An 18,412-nucleotide genomic window follows, 5' to 3' on the forward strand; every position below is an offset into this window, starting at 1 on the left:
TAATTGGAGATTTTACGCAATACCAGTCATTTTACTGAGTGATTCTGAACTCAACACGCCTGTTTTTCCACCAGTTGGCACGGTCGTCCCTGTCTGCAATAGGACTTGCACCGCCCAAACCTTTCGGAGTAAGGAGTTTCGGGTCAATTCCACGCTTAATAAGCTCCTTTACGATTGTTTCTGCGCGTTTCTGGCTCAAAGGAAGCAGTTCTTCGTTCTGCTCTTTTTCAGTTCCGCTGATATTATTCGCATATCCTTCTATTATAACGTTTACTTCCGTGCCCGATTTTGCAAGCTCACGGATTTCATCGGCAACTTCATCGAGAGTCTGGGCGTTAGAAAGCTTCTGCTCCTTGGTGACTTTATTGAATCCTGCCGCGTTGGGGTCAAAGGCAATCGACTGAACGACGATTTTCCATTCATGCCCCGGGACGACGACCTGGAGCAGGAGTCCCGTGTTGATTTCCTTAGAGACCTGGGCTTTCATTTCGCCGGTACGCATTCTGTCCTTCTGACAGGGAACTACCGTAAGATTAGCCCGGTATGTATTTCGTGAAACGACGACTTCCCCGCTCTCACTTCTTCCATCCCACTCAATTGATTCAGGCAATTTTCCTGTACCAGAGATTGTGCGGAAAAGATTTCCTTTCGGGTCGGTTATTTCAAGCTTCCAGCTTTCAGGGGCCTCTTCAAGATACTTAATTTCCGGCATGAAGGTAACGGTGTCATTTCGTCCGTCACCATCCGGCGTGAATTTTTCCCCGCCCTTGACGTCGAGAGTAAGCTTAGGTGCAGGCCATTTAGCCATTTCAGCTTTTTTGGCAGCTTCCTTAGCTTCGGCTTCCTTCTGGGCCTTTTCTTCGGCTGCCCTGCGTATTTCTTCCTGTGCCTTGATTTTTGCCTCTTCCTCAGCTTTTTTGCGGGTTTCTTCCATTACACGCTGCTGTTCTGCCTCGAAAGCCCTTCTTTCTTCCTCAATCTTGCGTTTTTCTTCGGCAATTCGGGCATCTTCTTCCATTTTACGGCGGTTTTCCTCGGCGATACGCTTCTGATTTTCCTCAAAAGCCCTCATCGATTCTTCCATTTTACGCTGCTGTTCTTCCAGCGCACGCTTTTGGGCCTCGATTTCAGCATCCATCTTTGCCTTTTCAAGATTCCTTCGCTCTTCCTCAAGGGCTCGCTTCTGGGCTGCGATTTTTTCTTCTTCCTCAGCCGCCTTTCGTCGTTTTTCCTCGGCAATGCGGGCTTCTTCTTCTATTTTACGGCGGCTTTCTTCAGCTTCGGCTGCCCTTCTCGCTTCCTCTGCCCTTCGAGCTTCTTCCATTTCGCGGCGGTATTCTTCCTCAAAACGCTTCATGTCGTCATCGAGCCTGAGTTTTTCTGCATTGCGGGCAAGTCCGCTGTTTTCTTTTGTCTCAGGAACTTTTGCAACTACGACTGGAGCCAGCATCAGCTGTTCAGGAGGAATATATGGCGGCTCTCCGTCAGGTCCTACAAGCTCAGGAATGATTGGAGTCTCTTTCTTTTCAGCAATTTTTTCGGAATCAACACGCTCCATTGGCTTCTTTTCGACAGGCTCGCTAGGCAGCTCCGGCGCAACGGAATGAACGATTTCGCTCGGCACCTTTTCGTCGCTCTTCTTTTCCTGGGGAATGTCATCAGCAAGGATTTTCTCAAGCTCGTCAGGAAGGTCCATCTTTTCATTTTCGATGTTGAATTCAGCGTTTACAAGCTCAGGCTTTTCCTTTGCCCGCCTCTCAATTTCAGCTTCAAGCAGACGGATTAACTCTTCGATTTTTTCACGCTGGGGTGTTTCCGGCTCTATTTCCAGATATTTTATGTAATTATCCTTTGCGTCACCCAAGTGGTCGAGTTTAAGCTGGGCGTTGGCACGGTTTAAGACAGCCGGAGAATAATTTTCGTCCTCGCGCAGGGCAATTGCATAGCTGGCATCGGCCCGCATGTAGTTTCCCATGGCATAGCAGGAATTTCCGGCATTGTAGGCAAGGATTTTATGGTCGGTCTCTTCCTTTGCAAGTCCCTGAACGCAGACTGCAAGGGATTTGTCATACTGCTCAATCTGATAGTAGCAGACACCAAGATAAATATAAACTTTGGGGTCAAGGTTCTCGCTCTGAAGGGATTTTTCAAAATAAGCGATTGCTTCCTCAGGCTTATTTAAAAGGAAAAGTTCCTCGCCCTTAACGAAATCTTCATTATAAACAATGACAGCCTCTTTTTTCTGTTTTTTGGCCGGAGTTTTTTTGAGCTTATCTACGGCGGTCTTAGCCTCCGGGGACTTTGTTGTAGTCGGATTGACGGCGGCAGGGACCGGCTTGTTAGCCTTTTTTACCGCAGACGCTTTCTTTTTCTGTGCAAAAGCAGGCGTAAAAATAAGTGAGAAAATCAAGGGAAATAAAATAAAATTCTTTTTCATATATATTCTTCCTAATTATCGGCAAATTCTCAGATTTTCACAACTCCCGCGCTTAATTGCCAAGTGCTAATTACTAATTGCTAATTATGAATACTTGTTATATACTATTTACTGATTTTAAAATTATATTAATTTGGAGCCACTCTGCTATGGTAGTTGTTGCAGTCATTTTAATACTTCTGGTTCTCATCGGATTTCTCGGAGTTTTTGTAATAAAGTCTTTAGCCGCTCCCAAAAAACTCGATGGAATCAACAAACTCATAAAGCAGCAAAAATTTACTCAGGCACAAAAAGCCGCCAAATCCCTCATTGCAAAGGACCCGCGGGATTACCATGCACATTACTATCTCGGCAAGGCTTATCTGGCCGACCGCAAAAACGAACTGGCCCTCATGGAATTTAAGACTGTCGCAAACAACGCACTTTTCGATGCCCAGCTCCCGGAGGCCGAATTCCGCAAGCAGCTTTCACAGCTCTACCTCAAATTCAACCAGCTGGACGAAGCGCTCAAAGAATTTCTCCTTCTCACCAAGCTGGAGCCTACAAACGCAGAAAATTTCTATCAGTGCGCAAAGATTTACGAGCAGCAGAGCAACGCAGAGACAGCCCTTGGCTTCTATCAAAAGGCAATCAAATTCAACAAAAAGCATGTAAAGGCCTGGGCCGGCATGGGCATGATCCTCTTCCGTGCAAAGCAGTTCAACGAGGCCAAAAAGGCAATCGACTACGCCCTCAGGCTCAGCCCGGAGACATACTCAACCTTCTATTATCTTGGTAAAATTCAAAAAGAAAACAAGGATTACCCGGCAGCAGTAAAGTCATTTGAAAAAGCCTGCCGCGACCCTGAATTCAAGCAGCGGGCCCTTCTCGAACGCGGTTCATGCTACATGATGGCAGGAGCCACGGACAATGCCCAGCTCGAATTTGAAAAGGCAGTCAAGGCCGGCAAGGACGAAAAATCCCAGGAAAGCCTTTACGCAAGATATTTCCTCGCTTCATGCTACGAAAAGAACAGAAAAATCGACAAGGCCATCGAACAGTGGCAGATTATCGCCAAAATCAACCGCAACTTCCGTGACGTTTCAGCAAAACTCTCGGAATACAAGGATTTGCAGTCAAACGACAGCCTCAAGGAATTCCTCACAAGCTCAAACGCAGAATTCGTCGAAATCTGTAAAAAGGCTTCGCTTGCAGGATTCAGCATGGCCGCTCAGACAGCCGAAGAAACAAAATGGGGCTGCCAGATTATCGCCACAGAGGTTAAAAAAGACGACTGGATGAACGTTCGCAAGCAGCTCTTCCTGCTCAACTTCTACCGTGTCACCGACCCTATCGAAGACGCCGAAGTCCGCCGCACCCTCGATTTGGCAAAGTCAAAGAACTGCGCAAAGGCATATGCCTGCACTTCATCAGAATTCACTTCATCGGCAATGCGCTTCGCAGAAAACCGTCCTATTGAGCTTGTCAGCAGAGAAAAACTCGAAGCAATTCTGGCAAAAGCAGGTATTTAGGTTAAAATATGAAGATTCTCTGCGTCTCAGATCAAATTGACCCGCTCGTATACAGCACAGGAGCGAAAGAACGTTTTAAAGACATAGATTTAATTTTGTGCGCAGGGGATTTGCCTTCCGACTACATCGACTTCATCGTCTCCACGCTAAACCGGCAGACATATTTCATCTTCGGAAACCACAACCTCAAGGATTTCGGCTACTACCACAAGCAGAGGCCGCAGAAAGGAGCCCACCCGACCTGGCTTGAAGACCAGAGCATGGGCAACCTCAAAGGAAGTTTCGGAGCCACTTACGCAGGCTTTAAAGTCATCAAGGACAAGAAATTCAGGATTCCCCGACCGGGCAAAAAGCCCCGCCCCCTTCTCATTGCAGGAGCATCAGGTTCAATCCGCTACAACAACGGTCTCTGCCAGTACACAAACTCACAGATGTTCTTCAAGCTTCTGGAACTGGTTCCCCGTCTTCTTTACAACAAGATCCGCTACGGAACTTACCTGGACATTTTCCTCACGCACGCTTCTCCCCGCCACATCCACGACAAGGAAGATCCGTGCCACAAGGGATTTGACTGTTTCAATTGGTTTATAAAAAAATTTCAGCCGACTTATTTAGTCCACGGTCACATTCATCTTTACGACATGAATACACCTAGAAGGACTCAGGTCGGCGATACTACAGTCGTAAATGCATTCAGCTACACAATTCTAAATTTGGAGAGTGAATAATGAGCGGAACAGTACTTTCAAGCATGTCAGACGAGGATTTCTCGCGCGCAAGGCACAAGGCCTTGTTCAACGAAGTACAGCACTTCCTCAATCCTGACGAAGCAACTTTGATTTCCCTTTCAGACATAAAAAAACTGCTCAAACCTGAAAACGAAGTATACAAGGGCATGCAGACAATTCCAGTCAAATTAATCGTAGGAAGCGAAGGCCGTTACAACGACTTTGACAACCGCTTCTTCCCAAAGAGCATGCACCTCAAATCAAGATGGGAGCACATCGACATTGCCCACATAAACGACATTCCCCTGCCCCCCATCTCACTTTACGAGCTGGGCGGAGTATATTTCGTGCGTGACGGAAACCACCGCGTATCAGTTGCAAAATCCCGCGGAGTCGAATTCATCGATGCAGAGGTCGTAAGCCTTCAGAGCGAAATCAAGCTCCATCCGGGCGACTCCCTCAAAAAGATGACAAAGCAGGTCATCAACTACGAAAAAAGGGTTTTCTACACGGAGACAGGCTTTGGCGACGTCACTGACTTCTGGAGCCTTGATTTTTCGGTTCCGGGCCAGTACGACGTGATTTACAACCACATCCTCACCCACAAATACTACATTAATATGAACAAATCTGATGAAATCGGCATGGACATGGCAATGCAGTCATGGCTTTTCCACGTCTATTTCCCGGTCATCAGCATAATCGACAAGTACCACATCATGAAGTATTTCCGCCACCGCACCAAGAGCGACCTCTACGTCTGGATGATCAACTACTGGGACGAAATCAAAAACAAGTACGGCTCAGAGCTCACTTTGGACGACATCGCAGCCCCATTTATGAAGACTTTTGGCGAATCTCCGGTAAAACACTTCAAAAATAAGATAAAAGGGCTTATTTTTAAAAAGAAAATTAAAACTTGACGTCATTTTCTTCCGATGTTACAATTATAAAATCTAAAAAATTTAAGGGAGCAAAATGTTCACATCAGACGCAATTTCCTACATTCCTCTGTTCTGTACGGCTGCGGTCTCAATCGTAATCGCAGTGCTTCTTACAATCATTAAAGTAAGAAAAACAGCAAAGGTTAGTTTCATTTCATACTTTGCGCTGGCAGTATTAATTTTTGCATGTATCTATACGGCGACTCATCCTGGCATGATGCGTTTCGCTCTTCTTGTCCTTTTTGCATCAATTCTGCTCATTCCTTATTGTGTAATGCTGGCATTTGGCAAGCCACAGGAATATGTTAAGGCAGAAGACATCGAAGAAGAAAAAGAAGAAGTCAAACCGGAGATAGTCGTTGAAGAGATTCAGGTAGAAAAGATTGACCTCATCCAGAAAGGAAAGGCTTTCGTTGCCGCAGCAGCTGACTCATTCTCTGACAAAGACGGAATGCAGAATCTTCTCGACACAATCAACAAGACTTGTGTTGAAGTAACAAACGCAAACGGTGGCGCAATCCTCATGGTCGATGAATTTGAGGACTTAATCACTGTCAAATCATTCACCGGCGACTTCCCGCCACCATACAAACTCCCGGAAGACTTGCCTCACAAGCCTCTCCGCGTATCAACAAGCTTCAAATACGCTCAGTTTCCTCTCCGCGACAATATCTTTGGTGAAATTGCCACCGCAGGCAAGGCTGAGCTTATCGCCGTTCCAAAAATGGACGACCGCATCGTCGAAAACGAGCCGGAAGACTTCTTAAAGCTTGGCAGCTTCATCTTCCTTCCATTGCGCATGCCGGGTAAAGACGTCGTTGTAGGCGTTCTTGCCCTTTCACGCAATCCGGGAACAGACCCATTCGGCGACAAGGAATTTGACTGGGCCCAGACCCTCACAGAATTTGCTGAGTCTGCCCTCAAGACAGCACTTAACTTCAAGCAATATACAGACAAACAGGAACTCACAAAGGAAGCAGACATCGCTTCCGGCATCCAGATTTCATTCCTGCCCAAAAAGCTTCCTCCTTTGCCGGGCATCAACATCGGTACATACGCAGAGCATACATCAGGCGTTTGTTCGGACGTATACGATGTAATTCCGGCCCGCAACGACCGCATTGCCTTCATCGTAATGGACGTAGCTGGTAAGGGAATGAACTCATTGCTGGTCATGGCAATGATCCGGGCCATGTTCCGTCTTATCGTAAATACAACTCAAACCGCAGGAACAATCTTGAGCTGGGCAAACCGTGGCATCTGTTCAGAACCAAACGCAGACCACTTTGCTTCAATCGCGCTTATCAACTATGATCCAACAAGCAAAAAAGTCCAGCTTGCAACAGGTGGAAGCGTTCCTGTTTACCGTTATAATGCCTCTAAGGAAGCTGTAGAAAAGGTATCCGTAACTTGCGAGCCGATTGGTATCGAAAAAACGACAAGTTACAAGGATATAGAGTTTACAGCAAGCCAAGGAGATATTATAATATGTTATACTGATGGTTTGGTTGAAGCTCTAAATGCACAGGGACAGCAATATTCCCTCGTGAGCTTAACTAATATCATAAAGGCGAATGCTAAACTGCCGGGTAAAGATATTGCTAACCTGGTAAAAACCGATATCAAGAAGTTTATTGGTAACGAAACGCTGCGCGATGACCAGACTCTTCTTGTGATTAAAATTCAGTAACTAAAGGAGTTAAAATTTATGGAACTGAAAATTAGAAAAAATGGAGAAGTTTATATCATAGATGTAAACGGCGAAATGGATCTTTACAACTCCTATAAATTAAAGGAACTCGTCATGAAAATGCTTGAGAAAAATGTAAAGAGCTTCATCATCAACCTTGAGCAGGTTGACTACATCGACTCGTCTGGAATCGGTGCATTGATTTACATCTGCTCAACAATCAAGAAGATGAACCTCAAGCTTGCAATCTCAAACATCCATGGCTCTGTAAAGAAGGTCATTGAACTTACAAAACTCATGGGATACTTCCCTATCGCTAACAGCGTAGAAGAAGCTCTTCTCATGGTAAATGAATAATAAGAGAGGTAAACACAAATGGAACAAATCAAAGAACTGCGCTCAGACGACAATGACCCATTGTTCGACACAACAAATATGCTCTACAAGGAATTCCCTTCAGATTTCCGACAGATCCGCTATTTCACTCTTCTTATCGTTCAGTCAGCACCACTTGAGATTAAGGAAATCAACCTTCTTGAACAGCAGATTTCAGAAGTTATCAAAAACGCTGTAAAACATGGTAACAACTGCGACATCAACAAAAAGGTCAAGGTTTGGTACTCATTCAGCCCTTCACACGCTCACCTCATCGTACAGGACGAAGGTGAAGGTTTCAAAGACTTGGAAAAATGGAACGAATTCAACCGCAAACGACTTGAAGCTCTCCACAATTCAGATTTTGAGCAGCTCGCAAACTACGTTTCTTTCCGTACAAAGAAATCAGACGATCAGGATGGGGGTAACGCACTTTTCGCAGCCCTTGAGTACTGGGATGGTGGCTATGTTTACAACGGCAAACGAAACGGTGTAGCAATGCTCAAAAAATTCCAGAAAAAGCACTTGGGTGTAGCTGTAGAAGACTAAAGCGAACAAAAAAATTACCTCCTGTAATTTTTTGATTCGTACGAGAATTTTCTATCGAAAATTCTCTGGCTGTGGCCCTGCTTCGTGCAGGGCAGTTTTTTTGCTTTTACTAATTTATTACAGATTTCAAAACTTCTAGGGTTTCATCGGCTGTTTTCTGCCAGTCGAATTTCTGAGCCCACTCAATTCCTTCTTTTATCATTTTTTTGCGTAGATTACTGTCAACGGCAATTTTTTCGATTGAATCCGCTATTTCCTCGATATTTGAGCTGTCAAAGAGAATGGCTTTTTCGCCAGCAATTTCCTGCAGGGCACCGGATTTTGAACAGGCTACGGGAACGCCTGTGGCCATGGCCTCAAGAACAGGAAGCCCTACTCCCTCAATTTCAGAAGGGAAGAGACAGCCCTCGCTGCCGGCATAAAGGGCAGGAAAACTTTCGTGGGGGAAATAGCCTGTGATGAAAATATCCGAAGCATAGGGAGAAATCATGGCGGCCTTTTTGACGGACTCGGCACAGGCTCCTTCTGAACCAGAAAGCACGAGGCGGTGAGGAAGATTGGTCTTTTTTTTGAAAATCTCAAAGCCCTTTATGAGCTCAACATGGCGCTTGAGCGGAGAAGAAAGGGTTGAAGCGTATAAAAAATACGGGCGTCGGATTGCAAAAGGCTTAATCATCTCACTTTCACCGGTGAAAATTTCACGCTGATAGAAAAGGGAATGATTGATTCCATTGTGGACGACGATTATCTTATCCTGATTGATTCCCAGACGGCGCAAATCCTTTTTTACATACATACTGGGAGCGATGATTTTATTTACATGCTTGAGGCAGAATTTAATCCTCGTCCTTTCGGCAAAAGTCTTGCTGGCAAAACTTTCGGAAACGATGTCATTTACGACTGCAACGGAAGGGGTGCTGAAGAAAAGAGGCATGGCATAGGATGAAGCCGGAAAAAGAATGGCATCGTATTTTTGTTTTTTGGCAAAGGCATTTGAAATGAACATGTGCCAGAGCTTTTCGCTACGATCGTCATCCGGCAAAATTACGGATTCGTAGCCGATATTTGAATCACGGCCATAAGTATAGCGGTCGATTTCGGCTCCAAAAAGCTCGAACTGAACCTGGTCTGTATTCTGAAACTTTTGAGAAATTGAAGTTAGATAGGAACCGATACCAGAACGACCGTGCTCACAACCAAAAGTGTCAATACCTATTTTCATAAATCAATAAATTATAGCAAAAGTTCTTATTCTCTGCTATAGTAGAAAAATATGGATTCAATCAAATCATTTTCAGAACTTAAAATCGAAGACAAATACATCGAAAAACTTGCATCAAACGGAATCACAGAACCAAGTGCAGTTCAGGCACAGGCAATACCGGAAATTCTTGCAGGAACTTCCCTGCTCTTTCAAAGCGAAACCGGCACAGGAAAAACCCTGGCCTTTCTCCTTCCCCTTTTGCAGAACATCGAAAAACTCGAAAATCCCAAAAAAGAAGTCAAAATTGTAATTATTTCACCGACCATCGAGCTTGCTTCCCAAATCAAGAGTCAGGTTCAGCTTGTTTCAGACAGCAAGGCGGCCCTTCTTGTAGGCGGAGCCCCAATCAAAAGGCAGACGGAACTTCTCAAGGAAAAGCCTCTTGTCGTAATCGGAGGACCTGCACGACTTCTAGAACTTTTTCACCTCAAAAAACTCAAGCTTGACGGAGCGGCAGCAGTCGTTCTTGACGAGGTTGACCGCCTCATTTCTCCAGAGCTACGCGACCAGACAATCGAGCTCATCTGTGCGATGAAAAAGGACATTCAGCTCATTGCAGCCAGCGCTACAATTACCGCCAGCACTAAAAAAATCCTGCAGAGCACAAGAATCAAGCAGAACGGCACCACTGAAAGCGACCTCAAGACCTTGTTCCTGCCGCCAGAAGACGTTCTCCGAAAAAGAATCACCCATCTTGCCCTTTTTGCAGAAACTCGTGACAAAATCGACACGCTCCGCAGTCTCTTGAACGCTGAAAAACCGGAAAAAGCCCTTATTTTCACTTCAAAAATCGATCAGGTAGCAAATATTGTCTCAAAATTGAAGTACAAAAACATAGAATGTTACGCACTCACGGCCAAAACCGAGAAAACCGAACGAAAGGCCACGATTGACCGTTTCCGAAGCGGCAAAATCAAGATTCTCGTAACCAGCGATCTCGTAGCCCGGGGCATGGACATTCCAAACATCAGCCATGTAATCCAGATGGACATGCCAAGCGACGACGACTTTTTCATCCACAGGGCCGGCCGAACAGCACGAATGGGCAAGCAGGGAATCAATATCGTAATCGGTGACGCCTATGAAATGCGAAAATATGCCGCAATCGAAAAGAAACTCAAAATCACCGTTTACCCGAGAATGCTCTACAAGGGCAAGCTTATTGACCCAAACGAAGTCACTGATGTTAATTGAAATTCATAGCGATTTCATGTTATACTGACTAGTACATTTCAAAAAATGAGGTTTCCTTGTGTTTCTAAAAAGTCTGGATATATTTGGATTTAAATCTTTTGCCGACAAAACCCACATTGAATTTGCCGACGGCATCACTGCTCTTTTGGGCCCAAACGGCTGTGGAAAGAGTAATGTCGTTGATGCTGTAAAATGGGTTCTTGCAGAGAATAAGGCAAAGAATCTCCGTGCGGACACAATGGAATCAGTCATTTTCAACGGAACTGAAACCCGTCCGCCTCTCAACATCGCAGAAGTCACGCTCACACTCGCAAACGAAAACGGTCTTCTCCCTCTCGATGATACAGAAATTGCACTCAAACGCCGTCTTTACCGCTCAGGTGAAAACGAATATTACATCAACAACAAGCAGGTTGGTCCTACAGAAGTCCGCCGCCTCTTCATGGATACAGGTGTCGGTAAGGCAGCCTATTCCGTCATGGAACAGGGCAAAATCGACCAGATTCTTTCGAGCAAGCCGGAAGACCGACGCTATCTTTTTGAGGAAGCAGCCGGTATTTCCCGAAGTAAGGCCGAAGTTGCAGAAGCCCGCCGTGATCTGGAGAGAACCCAGCAGAACCTGGACATGATTGAGGTCTCTCTGGCAGAAAACAAACGCAGCTACGAGACTTTAAAAGTTCAGAGCGAAAAGACCCTCAAATACCGGGCCCTCAAGGAAGACATCTTCAACTTTGAGCTCGACATCCAGCTTCTCAAATTAAAGGATTTTGTTCAGAATCAGGCCCGCCAGACCCAGGCCAAAGAAGAAATCGCCGAAAAACGCAATGCAGTTCAAGCCGAAATCGACGAGATTTTGAACACGCTCACAGAAAACAGCGACAAAATCAAGGAATTGCAGGCAAAAATGGGCGAACTTCAGATGGAGCTTGTCAGAATCCAAACTGAAAAGACAAACAAACTCGACCAGCAGAAGATTCTCAACGAAAACGCCCGCACCATCCGCGAAAAAATCGGTACTCTCGAACTCAAGCAGCGTTCTATTCAGGAGCGCATTGACGAACTCAACGAAGAAATCGCAAATCAGGACGCAGACCTTCGCTCAAAAAGCAAGCAGATTGAAGAAGTAAAGCAGAACATCGATTCATTCGTCAAAAATATTGAGTCATCACAGAATCAGATTACGACAAACGAGCAGAAAATCACCGAAAGCGAAGAGGAAATCAGGAATTTAGACACAGAACGTGAAAATTTCCAGAAAGAACTCGAAGCAATCACTGAAGATATCGTCACCGAGCTCGACGCAAAGCTCAAGGACTCAGGATTTTCAAGCGCTGCCAGCAAAAAGGCAAAGGAAGACTTGGATTCCCTGGTCGGAAAGCTCAAGGTCTACGCAGAAGGCCGCCGCAACATTTTCACTGACTACGCTTCCCTCAAGGGCCACTCAGACGAAGAAAACGAGAATTTTGCAAAAGACGCAATCAAGGCTCTGGATGAAGTCGCAGGCCTTGTAAAAGAAATCGAAGGTGCCGTTCAGACTTATTCTGAGACAGTACCAAACTTCATCGATGAATTCCTTTCTCCGGAAGGTATCATCACCAAAAAACGAAATATCGACCGAAACATTCAGGAAAATTTGCAGAAAATCGCCACAATCCGCGAGCGAATCGACGGTTACAAGGCAGAAAACATCCTGCTTATCGGTAAAATTAACGAATACAAAGAGACTTTAAGCCAGCTCCGCGTTTCTGAGGCTCAGATGCAGCAGCAGATTTTCAACGCCAAGCAGACGGCTGATTTGCTCAAGCGCAACCTTACAGGCGAGCAGAACGCCCTGCGCCAGAACGAGCAGGATTTGTATCTGGAGCAGAAAAATCAGGAAGATTTGGAAGAGCGAATCTCTGATTTGGACGAGGCTCTGGGCGAAATCGAACGCCACGGCCGGGAATGTGCCGAAACAATGGGCAATCTCGACGAGGAAATCAAACGCTGCAACACAAGCGTAAGCGGCAAAAAGAACGCCCTGGACAAAAAGCGCGAAGAGCAGCAGAAATATCAGTCTCAGTACGAAAAGCTCACTCTTGATCTTGTTACAAGCGAAAACGACATCCGTAACATCAAGCAGAACTTCATCGAAACCCACTCACGCGACCTCATGGAATTTGAGGAACGCATGTATAAAATCAATACTCCGTCAGTTGTCCTGCGTGAAAAGCTCTCTTCTTCACGAAAAGCACTTGCTGACCTGGGTTCAGTCAACCTCATGGCACCGGAAGAATTCGGTGAGCAGAAGGAGCGCTATGAAAAACTCCAGAAGCAGTACGAGGACACTGTAAAGGCCCGTGCGGACATCCTTCGTGTTTACGAGGAAATCAAAACCAAGTCAACAGAGATGTTCGTCCTCACCTACAACAAAATCAAAAAGAATTTCCACAATATGTTCCGCCGTCTCTTCGGTGGTGGCCGTGCCGAGCTCCGACTCACAGATCCGCAGAACGTTCTCACGTCGGGAGTTGATATTTACGCCGAGCCGCCAGGAAAGAAACTGCAGAACATCGCCCTTCTTTCGGGTGGCGAAAAGACAATGACGGCTGTAGCCCTTCTCTTCGCAACCTATCAGGTTCGTCCTTCTCCATTCTGTCTTTTGGACGAGATTGATGCGGCTTTGGACGACAAAAACGTCACAAGCTTTGTTCAGGCACTCCGCTCATTCGCAAAACTTTCTCAGTATATCGTCATCACCCACAACAAAAAGACCGTTATGGGCGCAAGCACAATGCTGGGTGTCACAATGCAGGAATCAGGCGTAAGTAAGGTAATTACAATCAGCCTGGACAAGTCAATTTCAAAGGACGATTCTTTTGATGAGACCGAAGAATTTATCGAAGAGGATGTACCGGAAGAAGAAGGTGTAGTCGTTCCGCCAAGACCGGAGCCACGAATCCATAACGCAGACGGTACAATCACTGACCCGATTATCGAAAAATATAACGAGGAGCAAAAAGAAGCCGCCAAACGTGCAAGGGCCGAAGCTAAGGCAGCAAAAGCAGCTGAAGAAGAAGCCAAGCAGAATAACAGTGAGGCGGCTCCAAAAGAAGCAGAAAATGTTTGATTTTGATGATTTAAAAGACAGCATTTCGGATTTTACTCAGAAAAAACCGCTTTTGATTGCAATTATTTGCATCGTCGTTTTTTTGTTCTTTGCCGGGCTTATAATCCTCATGATTCAGACAACGCCAGTCAAAAAAACTGAGATTCGGGAAGCCGAGCCTTTCACACAGGATGCGCCGGTTCTTATTCCCGATTCTCCTGACATCGAAAAAGAATATTATCCAAACCGAATCACCGAAAATCAGTGGTCAAAAGAAGAAATTGACAAATGGTTCACCTATCCGGAAGAAGAAACAATGAAAGAACTGGAAAAGGCGAACGACAAAATAGCCGATGATATAACAGGAGCGGCTCCGTAATGAAAAAAGTTTTTCTGCCAGCAATCTTTGTATCACTTTCAATTTTTCTCACATCATGTGGCTCAACAGCTAGCCTTGACGTAAACCAAAAGCAGGAAGAAGTCGCGAACGAAATCGCGTCTGAAATAAACTCAGTTAATCAAAATTCTGAAAAAAATGCTGTTGAGGCAGAAGAAGCCGAAGTCACGGCTGACAACTCTGAAAATGAAATCGAAGCAGAGCCAGAAGTCAGCGCAGAAGAGTCTGAAAAGAAAGAAGAGCAGATTGATTCAGAAGCCGAAAACGCAGAAGAATCAGGTAAAATAGAAGAAAGTGGAACAGAAGAAAATTCTGTAGAAGTAGAAACAGAAACTGAGCCGGAAGACAATTCGGCAGAATCTGAAAGTTCAGAAGAAGCTGAAAGTTCTGGCGAAGAGTCAGAGACGGCAGAATCAGAAGAAGCAGAAAACTCAGCTCTGGAAGAAGTCTCATCACCTTCTCAGGAAGAAAACTCTGACAAGACAGGCGAAAAAGTCAGCGAGGAAGACTCAAATCTCAACAAGGAAGGCGGAGAAGCACCTACCACTGACGAAAAAAGCAAGGTTTCAGAATACCAGATTTTTGAAGAACCAGAAATTGTAGTTCACGATTTGCCGGAAGCTCCAAAAGAAGAGGCAAAAACAGCTTCCATTCCAGAAGAAGCCGCTCCACAAGCAGAAGAGGCAAAACCGGAAGAAAATAAAGAGTTTGCCCAGCAGGCAGAAGAAAAAACTGTAGAAACAACAGAAAGTCCTTCAAAAGCAAGCGAAAACCAGAATATAGAGCCAGCCCCGGCTCCTGCAGCACAAGTTCCTGCTGCAAAAGAAAGTGAAGTTATTGAAGAAAGCCCGGCTGAGCCTTCAGAAAGCGAGCTTGTCACCCCTTCCCGCTCTGTAAATGTTAAAATCAACCAGTATCTTGACGTAACATATCCGGGAACAGGCTGGACTTATATCGGCGAAACCGATAAAAACGACCTCTTCAATTATTTTGGAAGAAAACTCGGCACTAAAAACACGACATTCTCACTCAGGGCAAAAAAAGCAGGCAAGACAATCCTCCACTTCTACAAGAACGATGCCCTCACAGGCCAATACATCGATGATTATCTTGCAGTAAACGTTGAAAATAAAAAGAGCACGGGCCGCGTTCGGGCACCGTCATACGCAGACATTGTTCCTGCAAAACCGCAGAGAAGAATCGACCGGGCAAACGAAAATGCCGCAGCCACAGAATCTCAGACTAGTGAAATTAAAGAAGAAGCTCCGGTCCAAGCCCAGGAAGCAGCTCAAACAAAGGCTGAGCCAAAAGTTCAAAATGAAGCAAAAAAGCCTGTCGCTGATTCTGGAAAATCTTCAAAAGCTAAAGAAAAAGAAGTCTCTCCAAAATCAAAAGAGGCAAAAGAAAATAAGAAAAACGATCCTGCAAAGGCAAATGCAGCTTCAAAGAAGGAAGCCGCTCCGACTGCAGCAAGAGCTGCCCCACATGCGGCAGCAGCTCTTGCTTCAACAGCTCCAGAAAGCGACATCAAGACAGTCATTCAGAACACCGAATCGACAACACATGTTTCAAGCGTGGAGCAAAGCCAGGCAGCCGAGCCTGCAAAAACTCAGCCGGCAGCAGAAACAAAGCCCAGGGAAGTTCAGGCATTCAATTACACACCGCTTTCTTCTCAGAGCGAGCCGGAAGAAGATTCACAGGTGTCAAGCGAGCCTGTAGTCATTGTTGAGGACACAAGTGTCGTCGCTGACGAATCTCTTCTCGAAAAGGCAAAAAAAGACTTCGCTGACAAAAAATTCGCGGACGCCCTCAAAGAAGCCCAGGAATACTACAACACCGCTTCAACAAGACTTGATGAAGCCCTCTTCCTTCTCGGTCAGATTTCTGAGAGCAACAGCCAGGTGCGTGACATCCGCTTCGCCGTAGATTCTTACGACATGCTGGTAAAACGTTACCCTGCAAGCAAATACTGGAAACAGGCAAAGAACCGCTCGATTTATCTCAAACGATTCTACATAGATATCAGGTAAAAATACTTTTCTTGGAGATTATATGAAAAAGCTTTCATTGGCTATCACGGGCCTGTCACTGGCAGGAGCCCTTCTTCTTTCTTCCTGCTCCATTCAGCAGGATCACTATTCAAAAAGAACTGTCAGTGTTTCAGGAACCGGCAGCATCACTGTAGAAGCTGACACGGCAACCATCATCCTTTCTGTCATTACAAAGGGAAATGATGTCAGCGAGACTTCCGCAGAGAACGCAAAAAAAATGACCGCAGTTCAGGATGCAATCAAGGCAAAGGGTATTCAAAAAGAATGCATCTCAACCCAGAATTTTTCAGTTTATCAGGAAAGTCACTATGACAATAAATCCGGAAAACAGGTTTACGATGACTACCGGGTAACAAATCAGATTAAAATTCTTGTCAAAAAGATTGGAATGGTCAGCGAAGTGATTGATCTGGCCCTCAAATCAGGGGCAAACCAGCTTTCTTCACTCACCTACGGCGTGACTGACACTGAAATTGCCAAAAAACAGGCAAGGTCACTCGCAATTGCACAGGCTCAGGAAGCCGCAAACCTTCTTGCAGGAGCAAGCGGGGCAAAACTGGGCAAGGTGCTTTCAATTTCAGAACACGCAGACTACGCTTATCCGCGTACAAGAATGCTTAAGGCAGGACTTGCAAACAGCGACATGGCTATTGCAGAAGAAGCCGTAGCAACTCCTGTTTCTGGCGGAAGCTCAACAGTAACGATTTCCGTCGATGCAGTCTATCAGTTGAAATAGGACTTTAGAAATCCTGTTGCGATAAGACATGAAAAACAATAAAATATAAAAGAATTAGATTCCCGCAGCAAAACGGGTAATATAAAAACGAGGAATAAAATGCTTGATTATCGATTTATTAAAGAACATCTTGATGAAGTCAAAAAGAATATTTCTGACCGAAACATGGTCGCTGATGCTGACCTGGTTGTAAAACTTTTCGACGAGAGAACTGCTCTCACAACAAAATTGCAGGCCCTTCAGCAGAAGAGAAACGAGAACGCAGCTTCAATGAAACAGAAGCTTGATGCTGAGACTCGCGCAAAATACATCGAAGAAGGCAAAAAGATTAAGGAAGACGTTGCTGCCGCAGAAAAAGAACTTGCAGAAGTTGAGGAAAAACTCGACGCAACAGGACGACAGATTCCTAACATGCACCACCCTGACACACCAATCGGAAAGCTCGACACAGAAAACCTTGAAGTCAAAAAAGTCGGCACACCGCGCAAATTCGACTTCCAGCCAAAAGACCATGTAACTCTCGGCGAAGAACTGGACATCCTTGACTTTGACCGTGGTACAAAGGTTTCTGGTCCTAAATTCTACTATCTTAAAAATGAGGCCGTATTCCTTGAACAGGCCCTCATCATGTATGCACTCAATATTCTCCGCAAGCACGGTTTCACACAGTTCATTACTCCTGATGTAGCAAAACAGGAAATCTTGCAGGGTATCGGATTCAACCCTCGCGGAAACGAATCAAACGTATATTGTATCGAAGACGAAGGAACTTGTCTGGTCGCAACTGCAGAAATCACTTTGGGCGGCTATCACTCAGGCGAAATTCTTGAAAAATCAGCTCTCCCTCTCTTCTACTGCGGTCTTTCACATTGTTTCCGACGCGAAGCAGGTGGAGCAGGCCAGTTCTCAAAGGGCTTGTACCGCGTTCACCAGTTCGACAAGGTTGAGATGTTCGTTTACTCATTGCCGGAAGAATCTGACAAAATCCACGAAAAACTCCGTCTTATTGAGGAAGAGATTTTCACAGGACTGGGCTTGCCGTTCCATGTTGTTGACACTTGTACAGGCGACTTGGGTGCACCTGCCTACCGCAAATGGGACTTGGAAGCATGGATGCCTGGACGGGCCAACGAAGCTCATCCAGATGGCGACTACGGTGAAGTCACATCAACTTCAAACTGTACAGACTATCAGGCCCGCCGCCTGAACGTTAAATACCGCGATGACGACGGCAAGAACAAGTACGTTCACATGCTCAACGGTACAGCAATCGCTGTAGGACGAGCAATGCTTGCAATCCTGGAAAATTACCAGAACGCAGACGGATCTGTTACAATCCCAGAAGTTCTCGTTCCATACTGTGGCTTTGACAAGATTTTGCCAAAAAACAAAAAACAGTCAAATCAGTAATTTAATTTATGCCGGAGCCAGAAAACAGAGTTTTACGG

At 45.4% G+C, this 18,412-nt stretch carries 14 protein-coding genes; 12 read left to right on the forward strand and 2 right to left on the reverse strand.

Annotation, left to right across the window (positions count from 1 at the left end; all coding sequences use genetic code 11):
* Positions 1-31: 31 nt before the first annotated feature.
* Positions 32-2,437, reverse strand: coding sequence for an OmpA family protein (locus tag HNP76_RS05030; protein ID WP_184658126.1), 2,406 nt, complete (start codon positions 2,435-2,437; stop codon positions 32-34).
* A 149-nt stretch (positions 2,438-2,586) separates the two neighbouring features.
* Between HNP76_RS05030 and HNP76_RS05035 the strand changes: the two genes are divergently transcribed.
* The 6 genes from HNP76_RS05035 to HNP76_RS05060 are packed head-to-tail and all read left to right on the forward strand — an operon-like array spanning position 2,587 to position 8,234.
* Positions 2,587-3,948, forward strand: a complete 1,362-nt coding sequence (locus tag HNP76_RS05035) for a tetratricopeptide repeat protein (protein ID WP_184658128.1) — start codon at positions 2,587-2,589, stop codon at positions 3,946-3,948.
* 8 nt (positions 3,949-3,956) lie between these two features.
* A complete protein-coding gene (locus HNP76_RS05040; RefSeq protein WP_184658130.1) occupies positions 3,957-4,676 on the forward strand; it encodes a metallophosphoesterase family protein in 720 nt (239 codons plus the stop codon).
* Positions 4,676-5,599 carry a transcriptional regulator gene (locus HNP76_RS05045; RefSeq protein ID WP_184658132.1) on the forward strand — a complete coding sequence of 308 codons (924 nt, stop codon included), beginning with the start codon at positions 4,676-4,678 and terminating at the stop codon, positions 5,597-5,599. The genes HNP76_RS05040 and HNP76_RS05045 overlap by 1 nt, the downstream gene beginning before the upstream one ends.
* A gap of 55 nt (positions 5,600-5,654) precedes the next feature.
* The gene (locus HNP76_RS05050) at positions 5,655-7,310 is read left to right on the forward strand and encodes a GAF domain-containing SpoIIE family protein phosphatase (protein WP_184658134.1); all 1,656 of its coding nucleotides are present in this window, start codon (positions 5,655-5,657) and stop codon (positions 7,308-7,310) included.
* 18 nt (positions 7,311-7,328) lie between these two features.
* Positions 7,329-7,667: an anti-sigma factor antagonist gene (locus tag HNP76_RS05055; RefSeq protein ID WP_184658136.1), complete on the forward strand. Its 339-nt coding sequence runs from the start codon at positions 7,329-7,331 to the stop codon at positions 7,665-7,667.
* An 18-nt stretch (positions 7,668-7,685) separates the two neighbouring features.
* On the forward strand, positions 7,686-8,234 hold the full coding sequence (locus HNP76_RS05060) for an ATP-binding protein (protein ID WP_184658138.1): 549 nt from the start codon (positions 7,686-7,688) through the stop codon (positions 8,232-8,234).
* Between the two features lie 109 nt (positions 8,235-8,343).
* Here the strand turns inward: HNP76_RS05060 and HNP76_RS05065 are convergent, their stop codons facing one another.
* Complete coding sequence (locus tag HNP76_RS05065) at positions 8,344-9,456, reverse strand: glycosyltransferase family 4 protein (RefSeq protein WP_184658140.1); 1,113 nt, start codon at positions 9,454-9,456, stop codon at positions 8,344-8,346.
* Positions 9,457-9,507: 51 nt separating this feature from the next.
* On the opposite strand from HNP76_RS05065, the gene HNP76_RS05070 reads away from it, so the two are divergent.
* The 6 genes from HNP76_RS05070 (at position 9,508) to serS (ending at position 18,374) form a co-directional block, all read left to right on the forward strand.
* Positions 9,508-10,692, forward strand: coding sequence for a DEAD/DEAH box helicase (locus HNP76_RS05070; protein ID WP_184658141.1), 1,185 nt, complete (start codon positions 9,508-9,510; stop codon positions 10,690-10,692).
* A gap of 58 nt (positions 10,693-10,750) precedes the next feature.
* Entirely contained in the window at positions 10,751-13,801 is a 3,051-nt protein-coding gene (locus tag HNP76_RS05075) for a chromosome segregation SMC family protein (RefSeq protein ID WP_184658143.1), read from the forward strand.
* The gene (locus tag HNP76_RS05080) at positions 13,794-14,159 is read left to right on the forward strand and encodes a hypothetical protein (protein WP_184658145.1); all 366 of its coding nucleotides are present in this window, start codon (positions 13,794-13,796) and stop codon (positions 14,157-14,159) included. Before HNP76_RS05075 ends, HNP76_RS05080 begins: the two co-directional genes overlap by 8 nt.
* Positions 14,159-16,207, forward strand: coding sequence for a DUF8523 domain-containing protein (locus HNP76_RS05085; protein ID WP_184658147.1), 2,049 nt, complete (start codon positions 14,159-14,161; stop codon positions 16,205-16,207). The genes HNP76_RS05080 and HNP76_RS05085 overlap by 1 nt, the downstream gene beginning before the upstream one ends.
* A gap of 22 nt (positions 16,208-16,229) precedes the next feature.
* Complete coding sequence (locus tag HNP76_RS05090; protein ID WP_184658149.1) at positions 16,230-16,964, forward strand: SIMPL domain-containing protein; 735 nt, start codon at positions 16,230-16,232, stop codon at positions 16,962-16,964.
* 99 nt (positions 16,965-17,063) lie between these two features.
* Positions 17,064-18,374, forward strand: a complete 1,311-nt coding sequence (gene serS / locus HNP76_RS05095; protein WP_184658151.1) for a serine--tRNA ligase — start codon at positions 17,064-17,066, stop codon at positions 18,372-18,374.
* Positions 18,375-18,412: the final 38 nt, after the last annotated feature.

The sequence above is a fragment of the Treponema ruminis genome (assembly GCF_014201975.1).
Lineage (GTDB): Bacteria > Spirochaetota > Spirochaetia > Treponematales > Treponemataceae > Treponema_D > Treponema_D ruminis.